Source organism: Bradyrhizobium genomosp. I (2014), from assembly GCF_000261685.1.
Classification (GTDB): Bacteria; Pseudomonadota; Alphaproteobacteria; order Rhizobiales; family Xanthobacteraceae; genus Bradyrhizobium.
Window position 1 is genome coordinate 16,221 of sequence record NZ_AJQE01000191.1, and the last position, 10,926, is coordinate 27,146.

The following is a 10,926-nucleotide window of genomic DNA, read 5'->3' on the forward strand; positions in this document are numbered from 1 at the left end:
CCCTTGAGCGTTCTTCCGTTTTTGTAACAGGAGGGAACTGGCGGCTGCAACTGCCCAGGCCTCGGCACAAGGGGCTTGTACAGAGATCATTTCGCGCTCGGGTTCCTCGCAGCGAAGGAACCGGGTTCCCTGGCAACCAAAGTGAGTGCTGGCCGTTAATTCCCTCTCTGACGTCCAACAAGGGAGTTCCCCGAATGACGAAGCAGCAGAACCAGAATCCGGGTCAGCAGAGTCAGAACCCCGGCCAGCAGCGCCCCGGGCAGCAGCAGGGCGGCGGTCAGAAGCCTGGACAGCAGCAGCAGAATGACCCGATGCGCCAGGGCGATCGTCCCGGCCAGCAGGGCGGCCAGCGCGATCAGGATTAGTTTGGGAGCCCAGGAGAGAAGGAGGCCCCGCCGAAAGGCGGGGCCTTTTTTCTCGTCCTTGGCTTTCTGCTTCGTCATTCCGGGGCGATGCGAAGCATCGAACCCGGAATCTCGAGATTCCGGGTTCGGCTCTGCGAGCCGCCCCGGAATGAAGATTGCGAGGCCGGTTAAGGTAAACAAAGGGTTTAAATTGCCGCCGCAGTCTGATGCGAGTTAGCTCCCGGCAAAGCCTTCCAGCGAAGGCGAACGGCAGGCGAAGCGGGAAGCGGCATGTTCAGGAATTGGCGGATCGGTTCGGTCAATGGCGCGCTGCTGGCGGCCTATTTCATTCCGGCCTGGACCCTCGTCGCCTTCAACATCATTGTCGCGCCTGTGCACGGCCTCTACGAGAGGCCGAGCGTCGCCGTTGCGCTGTTCCTCAGCGACCATCTCCAGATGGCGGGGATGGAAACGGTGCGCGCCGCCTGGCTGCTTGCGCTGGGCCGGCTGACGGTCGTGGCGTTCCTTGCGATCTATCTCGTGCTGCTCTGCATGCCCCGATTGCGAAGGAGCGGCGGCAGCGACGAGGCGCTCGGCATTGCGCTGGCGATCGGCAGCCTGATCTCGTTTGCCAGCATGGTGATGGCCTCGAAGGTCGGCGAGATGGCCGCGCTCCGGCTGCATGCCACCGAGCTCCTGCTCTTGCTCGGTGCCGCGATCGTGGTGGTGATCGAGAAGCCGGCGGCAGCGCCGAAGACGTCGGAGATTGCCGCGCCGCCAAGTCTTCAGCCGTTAGGCCTTGAGCAGGCCGAGCTCCTGCACAATCGCTGAGGCTTCCTTGACGGCGTGGTTCACCGCCGGCACGCCGCAATAGATTGCCTGCTGGAGCAGGATTTCCTTGATGTCGTCGGGCGTGAAGCCGCCCTCGGCGAGCGCCGCACGCACGTGCAGGCGGAATTCGTCCCATTGCCCGAGCGCGACCATGGTGCCGATCACGAGCACCCGCCGCGTGCGCTCGTCGAAATGCGGTCGCGTCCAGATCTCGCCCCAGGCGTAGCGCGTGATCATGTCCTGGAAGTCGGTGTTGAACGCGTTGCGGTTGGCGATCGACTTGTCGACCCAGGCATTGCCCAGCACCTTGCGGCGCACGTTCATGCCGGCATCGCGGCGGTTCTGATCGTCCATTCTCTCTCCTCCTCTCCGTCATTGCGAGCGGAGCGAAGCAATCCAGAAATGCGTCCGCGGAGACAGTCTGGATTGCTTCGTCGCTACGCTCCTCGCAATGACGGTCGTTGCTAACGCTGCGTCAGGAATCCCACCACCGCATCCGTGAATGCGTGCGGCTGCTCGACATTGGAAATGTGCGCGGCATCGATGATGGTCATGCTCGCACCGGGAATGTTCGAGCGGATCAATTCACCGGCCGAGATCGGCGTCGCCATGTCGTGGCGGCCGGCGATCACCAGCGTCGGGCTCTTGATCCTGGGCAGCAGCGCGCGCTGGTCGAGTGTCGATAGCGCCTCGCAGCAGGCAAGGTAACCCTCGACCGGCGAGGCGAGCAGCATCGATTTCATCTTCGCGGTGATCTCAGGCTCGCGCTCGCGGAAATCCTGGGTGAGCCAGCCGGCGATCACGGCATCGGCCACCGCCGCGATGCCGCCCTTCTTCACGGCGTCGATGCGTTCCAGCCATCTGGTCGGCTCGGCATAGTAGCAGGAGGTGTTGGCGAGGATGAGCTTCCCGAATCTTTCAGGTGCGTTGGCGCCGAGCCATTGTCCGACCATGCCGCCCATCGACAGGCCGCACCAATGCACCTTCTCGATGTTGAGATCGTCGAGGATCGCGAGCACGTCGCGGCCGAACCGCTCCATCGAGTAGGGGCCGGGCGGAACGTTGGACTTGCCGTGGCCGCGGCGGTCGTAGCGGATGACGCGGAATACCTGCGTCAGCGCCTTCATCTGCGGCTCCCACATCTGCAGCGTGCAGCCGAGCGAGTTGGACAGCATCAGGGTCGGCCCGCTGTCGCGGCCCTCGACGGAGACGTTGAGCAGGCAACCGTCGGCATCGATCATGGGCATGCGGCGTCTCCGTATCTATTCGCGGTCGAGGCTGTCGAGCAGGCTGTCGATCAAGGCCTGCGAGGCCCCTTGATAGGCCATCGGCTCGAACAATGCCGCAATTTTTTCCGGCGAAAGGTGCGCAGTAACTCGCGAATCGGCCGACAGCACCTTGCGCAGATGCTTCTTCTCGACGACCGCGCGCTTGCTGGCGGCCTCGACCAGATGATGCGCCTCGCTCTTGCCGATCGTCTCGGCCAGCGCGAAGGTGACCGCCTCGGCCATGATCAGCCCGTCCGTCGCATCGAGATTGCTGCGCATGCGCGCGGCATCGACCTCGAGACCCTCGGCGATGTCGACGATGGCCGCAAGCGCGCCGGAAGCGACCAGCATCAATTGCGGCAGCGTCGGCCACTCCGCGTGCCAGGGGCCGGCACTGCGCTCGTGGTCCTGCACCTGCGCGGCAAAGATCGTCGCGGCGAGCTGCGGGGCCATGGTGGCGGCGCCCAGCGCGCTCGCGGCGGCGACCGGGTTGCGCTTGTGCGGCATGGTCGAGGACCCGCCGCGGCCTTCGCCGGCGGGCTCGAACGCTTCGGCGACGTCGGTCTGCATCAACAGCGAGACATCGCGTGCGATCTTGCCGCAGCTGCCGGCGAGAATTGCGAAGCAGGATGCAGCCTCGGCGATGCGGTCGCGATGGGTATGCCAGGGCGCCTCGGGCAGCGGCAGATCGAGCTCTTGCGCGAGCCGTTCGGCAACCGCGAGCCCCTTGTCGCCGAGAGCCGCAAGCGTACCGGCGGCGCCGCCGAATTGCAGCGCCAGTCCCTCGCGGGAGAGCCGCAGCAGGCGGCAGCGGGCGCGGGCAAGGCTTGCGGCATATTCGGCCGCCTTCAGCCCGAACGGCATCGGCAGCGCGTGCTGGAGCCAGGTTCGCGCCACCATCGCGGTGTTGCGATGGCTGCGCGCCAGCGCGGCAAAGCCCTTGATGGCGCGGCTGAGGTCAGCGTCCAGCGCATCGATGCCGGCGCGAAGCGTCAGCATGGTCGCGCTGTCGATGACGTCCTGGCTGGTCGCGCCCCAATGCACGTAGCGGGCGGCCTCCGCGTCAAGCTTGCCGACATTGGCAGTCAGCGTCTTGACCAGGGGAATTGCGAGGTTGCCCGATCGCGTCGCAGCCTCGGCCAGCGCGGCCAAGTCGAAGGAATCGGCCTTGCACGCGGCCTCGATCGGACCCACGGCGGACGCGGGAATCAGCGCCGTGGCGGCCTCGGCGCGTGCCAAGGCTGCCTCGAAATCCAGCATGTTCTGCAGGGTAGAGCGGTCGTCGCAGACCACGCGCATGGCCGCGCTTGACAGCATCGGCGCCAGCAGGGGGGAGAGGGATGTGCTCATGTTGCGCGCGACCTAATCATCATGGCCTGGCTGTGCCAATCCCCAACCGCCCGCACACGTCATTTTGCAGTTGCGAATATGCATTGCACGTGACCCGGCCCCGCCCTTTCCTTTGTCGCGTCCCTGCGTTACTTGATCAGCACTATAGTTACCGATCCGGGAGAGATCTCATGGCCATGACGATGAACGGCGAGGTCCAGCTTGCGGCGCCGCGCGAGGCCGTGTGGGCCAAGCTCAACGATCCCGAGGTGCTCAAGGCCTGCATTCCCGGCTGCGAAGAGCTGGAGAAGACCGACGACGGCGGCTTTCGCGCGACGGCAAAAATGAAGGTCGGGCCGGTGTCGGCGCGCTTCAAGGGCAAGGTCATGCTGTCCGATCTCGACCCGCCGAATGGCTACAAGATCTCGGGTGAGGGCGAGGGCGGGGTCGCCGGATTCGCCAAGGGCGGCGCGGCGGTCAGGCTCGCGGAGAAGGACGGCGGCACGCTGCTCTCCTACGACGTCGAGGCGCAGATCGGCGGCAAGTTGGCGCAGCTCGGCCAGCGCCTGATCAACGGCGCCGCCAAGAAACTCGCCGACGAGTTTTTCGCGAACTTCGCCGCGGCGGTACAGGGCTGAAACCTATCGCCTTTCGGCATGGCGGCTTGCGTCCGGGGTGATGTTGCCCCAGGGGACAATGGCCCATATGATGGGTTGGAATAATTATAAGAACCGCTTCGACGGGACCCGTCGGGGCGCTGATAGAGAGTGCTTATGGCAAAAATCTCCCTCATCGTGAACGGCAATCCTGTGACGGCCAATGTCGATCCCCGCACGCTTCTGGTGCAATTCCTGCGCGAGAATCTGCGGCTGACCGGCACCCATGTCGGCTGCGATACCTCGCAGTGCGGCGCCTGCGTGGTGCATGTCGACGGCAAGGCCGTGAAGTCCTGCACCACGCTTGCGGTGATGGCCGACGGCCACGAGGTCAAGACGATCGAGGGGTTGGCCGCCGACGGCGCGCCGCTGCATCCGATGCAGGAGGCCTTCCGCGAACACCATGGCCTGCAGTGCGGCTTCTGCACCCCCGGCATGATCATGACCGCGATCGACATCGTGCATCGCAAGGGCCACGAACTCGACGACCACACGATTCGCGAGGAGCTCGAAGGCAATCTCTGCCGCTGTACGGGCTATCAGAACATCGTCACCTCGATCTCCGCCGGCGCGAAGGCGATGGCGAAATCCGACCTCGCGTAACGCGCATCCCGCGATCAGGACATTCAGATGTACGAATTCAAATATCATCGCCCTGGGACCGTTCGCCAGGCGGCCAACCTCCTGGTGAAGAACGAAGACGCCAAGGTGATCGCCGGCGGCCACACGCTGATTCCCGTCATGAAGCAGCGCCTCGCAAGCCCGCCGCATCTGGTCGACCTCTCCCATATCGAGGGGCTCAATTCGATCGAGATGAAGGGCCGCTCGCTGGTGATCGGCGCCACCGCCAAGCACGCCGAGGTCGCGACTTCCGCGATCGTCGGTGAGGCGATCCCGGCGCTGGCGAACCTTGCCGGCGGAATCGGCGATCCCGCCGTGCGTCACAAGGGCACGATCGGCGGTTCGCTCGCCAACAACGATCCGACCGCCGACTATCCGGCCGCGGTGCTTGCGTTAGGGGCCACCATCGTCACCAACAAGCGCCGCCTCAAGGCGGAAGAGTTCTTCCAGGGCCTGTTCACGACGGCGCTCGAAGCCGACGAGATCATCACCAAGGTGATGTTCCCGCTGCCGAAAAAGGCGGCCTATATCAAGTTCCGCAACCAGGCCTCGCGTTACGCGCTGGTCGGCGTGTTCGTCGCGCGGCGTCCTTCAGACGTGCGCGTTGCCGTCACCGGCGCCGGCTCCGAAGGCGTGTTCCGCGTCACCGCATTCGAGGAAGCCCTGAAGAAGCGCTTCGCCTCGAAGGCGCTGGAAGGCATCGCGGTGCCGGCGGAAGGTCTCAACAGCGATATCCACGGCAGCGCCGAATACCGCGCGCACCTCATCGGGGTGCTGACGCGGCGTGCCGTCGATGCCGCCAACGCCAAGGCGTGAGGTGACCTCACGCATCGGCCCCGAACATGTCCCGATGAGGGCGTAGTAAGACTGGCTTTCTCATGACTTCAACGCCCAATTCGTCCGGTGCTCTGCCGGCATCGGTCGATGCGATGCTCGAACTTCTGACGTCGCGGGGCTACCTCGCCGAGCGGTCGCTTGCGACGGTGACCTACCTCTCCTTGCGGATGGGCCGGCCGCTGTTCCTGGAGGGCGAGGCCGGCGTCGGCAAGACCGAGATCGCCAAGGTGCTCTCGGCGGCGCTGGGGCGGAAGCTGATCCGCCTTCAGTGCTACGAGGGCCTCGACGTCTCCTCCGCTGTCTACGAGTGGAACAGCGCCGCGCAGATGATCGCGATCCGGATGGCGGAAGCCGCCGGCGACACCGATCGCGACCAGCTATCGAGCGACATCTTCGCCGACCGCTACCTGATCAAGCGGCCGCTGCTTCAGGCGCTGGAGCCCGACGTCGCCGGCCCGCCGGTGCTGCTGATCGACGAGCTCGACCGCGCCGACGAGGCGTTCGAAGCCTACCTGCTCGAAATCCTCAGCGACTTCCAGGTGACCATCCCCGAATTCGGCACCGTGAAGGCGCCGCATCCGCCGATCGTCATCATCACCTCCAACCGCACCCGCGAGATCCACGACGCGCTGAAGCGGCGCTGTCTCTATCACTGGGTGGATTATCCTGCCGCCGAGCGTGAGCTTGCGATCGTCAAGACGCGCGTGCCCGGCATCTCCGCCAAGCTGTCGCAGCAGGTCGTGCGTTTCGTGCAGGCGCTGCGCAACCAGGACTTCTACAAGTCGCCGGGCGTTGCCGAGACCATCGACTGGGCGACCGCCCTGTCCGAGCTCGACGCCCGTTCGCTGACCCCGCAAGTGGTCGGCGACACGCTGGGCGCGCTGCTCAAGTACCAGGACGACATCACCCGGATGCAGGGCGATGCCTTGCAGAAGGTGCTGAAGGAAGCGACGAGCGAGAATTGACGCGCTTCAATTGAGTTCGTCATTCCGGGGGCGGTGCGAAGCACCGAACCCGGAATCTCGCGCCACAAACTCTGGATTCCGGGTTCGCCGCTTCGCGGCGCCCCGGAATGACAGAGCGAGGATTGACCATGGCCATCAACCACCTTGCCCCGGAGCAGACCGAGCAGTTCGCCGACAACGTCGTCGGCTTCGCCCGCGCGCTGCGTGCCGCCGGCATTCCGGTCGGCCCCGGCGCAGTCATCGATGCCATGAGCGCGCTGCAGGTGATCGACATCGGCAACCGCGCCGACGTCTTCACCACGCTGGAGGCGATCTTCGTCAAGCGCCACGAGCATGCACTGATCTTCAAGCAGGCCTTCAACCTGTTCTTCCGCGCCTCGGAAGAATGGAAGCACATGCTGGATTCGGTGCCGCTGCCGGAAGAGGCCAAGAAGAAGCCGCAGGCCGGAGCGCGCCGCGTGCAGGAGGCGATGTCGCAGCCGCGCATGACCGAGACGCCGCAGCACCAGGAGCAGGATCTGCGCCTGTCGGTCTCCGACAAGGAGATCCTTCAGAAAAAGGATTTTGCGCAGATGAGCGCGGCCGAGATCGCCGAGGCGCTCCGCGCCGTCGAGCGGATGCACCTGCCGCAGGCCGAGCTTCTGACGCGCCGGCACCAGCGAGATCCGCGGGGGCTGCGACTCGACCTGCGCCGCACGCTGCGCGCATCGCTCCGCACCGGCGGCGACATCATCGACATCCATCGCCTCGGGCGGATCGAGAAGCCGGCGCCGATCGTCGCGCTGCTCGATATCTCGGGCTCGATGAGCGAATACACCCGCCTGTTCCTGCACTTCCTCCACGCCATCACCGATGCGCGCAAGCGCGTCTCGGTGTTCCTGTTCGGCACCCGTCTCACCAACGTCACCCGCGCGCTGCGCCAGCGCGACCCCGACGAGGCGCTGGCGAGCTGCTCGGCCTCGGTCGAGGACTGGGCCGGCGGCACCCGGATCTCGGCCTCGCTGCACAACTTCAACAAATTGTGGGCACGGCGCGTGTTGAGCCAGGGCGCCATCGTGCTGCTGATCTCCGACGGGCTGGAACGGGAGGCCGATTCCAGACTGGCCTTCGAGATGGACCGGCTGCACCGGTCCTGCCGGCGGCTGATCTGGCTCAACCCGCTGTTGCGGTTCGGCGGTTTCGAGGCCAAGGCGCAGGGCATCAAAATGATGCTTCCCCACGTTGACGAATTCCGCCCCGTGCATAATTTGAGTTCGATCCAGGAGCTGATCACGACGCTCTCCCGGCCGCTGCCGCCGCATCACCGCAGCCTGATCCGCTCCGCAGCTTGAGAGGCACCCATGCTCGATCGCGACGAGGATATTCTGAAGGCGGCGGAGGACTGGCAGAAGGCCGGTCGTGGCGTCGCGCTGGCCACCGTTGTGGAGACCTGGGGTTCGGCGCCGCGCCCGGCCGGCTCGAGCCTTGTCATCAACGATGAGGGCACCTTCCTCGGCTCGGTCTCCGGCGGCTGCGTCGAGGGCGCTGTGGTGACCGAGGCCATGGACGTGATCGAGAGCGGCAAACCCAAGATGCTGGAGTTCGGCGTCGCCGATGAGACGGCCTGGAATGTCGGGCTGTCCTGTGGCGGCACCATCCGCGTCTTCGTCGAGAAGGTCGGCTAGCCGTGAAGCTCGCAATCCTGCACGAACTCAACGCCGAGCGCGCAGTGCGCCGGCCGGTGATCCTGGTGACCGACACCGAGAGCGGCGAGCAGCGGCTGGTGAAGGCCGCGGACTTCGCCGGGGATCCGCTGCGCACCGAGCTGGAGAAGCAGCTTCGCATGGGCAAGAGCGCCGGCATCGAGGCCGGCGGCAAGAAGCTGTTCCTCAACGTCTACGCGCCGACGGCAAAGCTCGTCATCATCGGCGCGGTCCATATCAGTCAGGCGCTGGCGCCGCTGGCGCGCTCGCTCGGCTACGATGTCACCGTGGTCGATCCGCGCACGGCATTCGCGAGCCCCGAGCGCTTCCCGGACATTCCGCTGATCGCCGAATGGCCCGACACGGCGCTGCCGCCGCTCAACGTCGATGCCTATACGGCGTTCGTCGCGGTGACTCACGATCCCAAGATCGACGATCCCGCGCTGCTGCACGCCTTCGAGCGCAACTGCTTCTATATCGGCGCGCTCGGCTCGCGAAAGACTCATGCCAAGCGGGCCGACCGGTTGCGGGCGCAGGGCGCCAAGGAAAGCGACATCGCGCGCATCCACGCGCCCATCGGTCTTGCGATCGGCGCGGTCTCGCCGTCCGAGATCGCGGTGGCGATCATGGCCGAGATCACGGCGGTGCTCCGCCTGCCACCAAAAGAAAAAGAAGAAGCGGCATGAAGTTCGGCCCGGCGAGCCCGAGGGATGCGATCGGCGGGGTGACCGTCCACACACTGCGCCAGGGCCCGCTGGTGCTGAAGAAGGGCACGACGATCGGCGCCGCCGAGGTCGAAGCGCTGGAGCGTGCCGGCATCAAGGACATCGTCGTGGTGCGCATGGAGGCGGGCGACGTCTCCGAGGACGTCGCGGCCGCCAGCATCGCGCTTGCCGTGGGCGGCGAGGGCATTCATGTCGAGCGCGCCTTCACCGGCCGCGCCAATCTGTTCGCCGCGCGCCCGGGCGTGCTGGTGATCGACCGCGCCGCGGTCGACCGCATCAACAATGTCGACGAGGCCATCACCTTTGCCACGCTCTCGGCCTACAAGCCGGTGGTCGAGGGCGAGATGGTCGGCACCGTCAAGATCATCCCGTTTGGCGTCGAGGGCACTTTGCGCGATGCCGCGGTGAAGGCGGCCGGCAAGGACGTGCTGACGATCGCCCCTTATGTCATCAAGCGCGTCGGCGTCGTCTCGACGCTGCTGCCGGGACTGTCCTCGAAGGTGATCGACAAGACGCTGCGCGTCACCGCCGAGCGCCTTGCGCCGGCCGGCGCCAGCGTCATTGCCGAGCGGCGTGTCCCGCATGAGGAGCAGGCGCTGTCGGCTGCGATCAAGGAATTGCTCGGTCTCGGTGCCGAGCTCGTCATTGTGTTCGGCGCCTCCGCGATCGCCGACCGACGCGACGTCATCCCGGCAGCCGTCACCGGCATCGGCGGGGAGATCGAGCATTTTGGCATGCCGGTCGATCCCGGCAATCTGCTGCTGATCGCCCGCGCCGATGGCGTTCCGGTGCTGGGCGCGCCGGGTTGTGCGCGCTCGCCGGTCGAGAACGGTTTCGACTGGGTCTTGATGCGGCTCCTCGCCGGCATCGAGGTGACGCGGTCCGAGCTGATGGGCATGGGCGTCGGCGGCCTGCTGATGGAGATCGTGACGCGGCCGCAGCCGCGCGCACAGCCGGAGACCGAGGGCAACAGCCAGGTCGCGGCCATCGTGCTCGCGGCGGGACGTTCGACCCGCATGGGCGGCTCGAACAAGCTGCTCGCCGAGCTCGACGGCAAGAAGCTGGTCCGCCTCGCCACCGAGCAGGCGCTGGCCTCGAAAGCATCCGAAGTGATCGTCGTCACTGGCCATCAGGCCGAACTCGTCGAGCAGGCGCTGCAAGGCCTGAAGGTGCAATTCGTCCGCAATCCGGATTTCGCCGGCGGCATCGCCAGCTCGGTCAAGGCGGGCATCGCGGCCGTGCCCGAGACCTGCGACGGCGCGGTGGTGTGTCTCGGCGACATGCCGCTGATCGACGCCGGCCTGATCGACCGTCTCATCGACAGTTTTGCGCCCGACCGTGGCAATCTCATCGTCGTGCCCGTCAGCGAAGGCCGCCGCGGCAATCCCGTGCTGTGGTCGCGCCGCTTCTTCAGGGAGCTGATGACGCTCGATGGCGACGTCGGCGCGCGGCATCTGATCGCCAAACACACCGAGGCGGTCGCCGAAGTGCCCGTCGATGGCGAAAGCGCCTTCCTCGACATCGACACGCCGCAGGCGCTGGAGGCGGCAAGGCGGGGATGAAGGTGCGTAGGGCGGATTAGCCGAAGCGTAATCCGCCGCTGTGTTTCTCCGCGGAAACAAAAGAGGCGGATTACGCTTCGCTAATCTTACTGCGTCATGGGCGCCG

At 65.9% G+C, this 10,926-nt stretch carries 13 protein-coding genes; 9 read left to right on the plus strand and 4 right to left on the minus strand.

Annotation, left to right across the window (positions count from 1 at the left end; all coding sequences use genetic code 11):
- Nucleotides 1-155: 155 nt before the first annotated feature.
- Complete coding sequence (locus IC50_RS42000; RefSeq protein WP_035707693.1) at nt 156-443, minus strand: hypothetical protein; 288 nt, start codon at nt 441-443, stop codon at nt 156-158.
- 192 nt (nt 444-635) lie between these two features.
- Between IC50_RS42000 and IC50_RS18305 the strand changes: the two genes are divergently transcribed.
- Nucleotides 636-1,175 (plus strand): hypothetical protein, encoded by a 540-nt coding sequence (locus IC50_RS18305; protein WP_035707695.1) that lies wholly within the window; start codon nt 636-638, stop codon nt 1,173-1,175.
- Here IC50_RS18305 and IC50_RS18310 read toward each other — a convergent pair.
- The 3 genes from IC50_RS18310 to IC50_RS18320 form a co-directional block, all read right to left on the minus strand.
- Nucleotides 1,137-1,529, minus strand: a complete 393-nt coding sequence (locus IC50_RS18310; protein WP_035707699.1) for a carboxymuconolactone decarboxylase family protein — start codon at nt 1,527-1,529, stop codon at nt 1,137-1,139. The genes IC50_RS18305 and IC50_RS18310 overlap by 39 nt on opposite strands.
- A 110-nt stretch (nt 1,530-1,639) precedes the next feature.
- The gene (gene pcaD, locus IC50_RS18315; RefSeq protein WP_035707704.1) at nt 1,640-2,422 is read right to left on the minus strand and encodes a 3-oxoadipate enol-lactonase; all 783 of its coding nucleotides are present in this window, start codon (nt 2,420-2,422) and stop codon (nt 1,640-1,642) included.
- 15 nt (nt 2,423-2,437) lie between these two features.
- The gene (locus IC50_RS18320; protein ID WP_035707708.1) at nt 2,438-3,793 is read right to left on the minus strand and encodes a 3-carboxy-cis,cis-muconate cycloisomerase; all 1,356 of its coding nucleotides are present in this window, start codon (nt 3,791-3,793) and stop codon (nt 2,438-2,440) included.
- Between the two features lie 170 nt (nt 3,794-3,963).
- Between IC50_RS18320 and IC50_RS18325 the strand changes: the two genes are divergently transcribed.
- The 8 genes from IC50_RS18325 (at nt 3,964) to IC50_RS18360 (ending at nt 10,820) form a co-directional block, all read left to right on the plus strand.
- The gene (locus IC50_RS18325; protein ID WP_035707709.1) at nt 3,964-4,410 is read left to right on the plus strand and encodes an SRPBCC family protein; all 447 of its coding nucleotides are present in this window, start codon (nt 3,964-3,966) and stop codon (nt 4,408-4,410) included.
- A gap of 135 nt (nt 4,411-4,545) precedes the next feature.
- Nucleotides 4,546-5,031 carry a (2Fe-2S)-binding protein gene (locus IC50_RS18330; protein WP_035707711.1) on the plus strand — a complete coding sequence of 162 codons (486 nt, stop codon included), beginning with the start codon at nt 4,546-4,548 and terminating at the stop codon, nt 5,029-5,031.
- A 27-nt stretch (nt 5,032-5,058) separates the two neighbouring features.
- Complete coding sequence (locus IC50_RS18335) at nt 5,059-5,865, plus strand: FAD binding domain-containing protein (RefSeq protein WP_035707713.1); 807 nt, start codon at nt 5,059-5,061, stop codon at nt 5,863-5,865.
- Between the two features lie 62 nt (nt 5,866-5,927).
- A complete protein-coding gene (locus IC50_RS18340; RefSeq protein WP_035707717.1) occupies nt 5,928-6,851 on the plus strand; it encodes an AAA family ATPase in 924 nt (307 codons plus the stop codon).
- 128 nt (nt 6,852-6,979) lie between these two features.
- Complete coding sequence (locus tag IC50_RS18345; protein ID WP_035707720.1) at nt 6,980-8,182, plus strand: vWA domain-containing protein; 1,203 nt, start codon at nt 6,980-6,982, stop codon at nt 8,180-8,182.
- A 9-nt stretch (nt 8,183-8,191) separates the two neighbouring features.
- Nucleotides 8,192-8,515: an XdhC family protein gene (locus tag IC50_RS18350; RefSeq protein ID WP_008564652.1), complete on the plus strand. Its 324-nt coding sequence runs from the start codon at nt 8,192-8,194 to the stop codon at nt 8,513-8,515.
- 2 nt (nt 8,516-8,517) lie between these two features.
- The gene (locus IC50_RS18355; RefSeq protein WP_035707723.1) at nt 8,518-9,219 is read left to right on the plus strand and encodes an XdhC family protein; all 702 of its coding nucleotides are present in this window, start codon (nt 8,518-8,520) and stop codon (nt 9,217-9,219) included.
- Nucleotides 9,216-10,820: an NTP transferase domain-containing protein gene (locus IC50_RS18360; protein WP_035707727.1), complete on the plus strand. Its 1,605-nt coding sequence runs from the start codon at nt 9,216-9,218 to the stop codon at nt 10,818-10,820. The genes IC50_RS18355 and IC50_RS18360 overlap by 4 nt, the downstream gene beginning before the upstream one ends.
- The last annotated feature ends 106 nt before the right edge of the window (nt 10,821-10,926 follow it).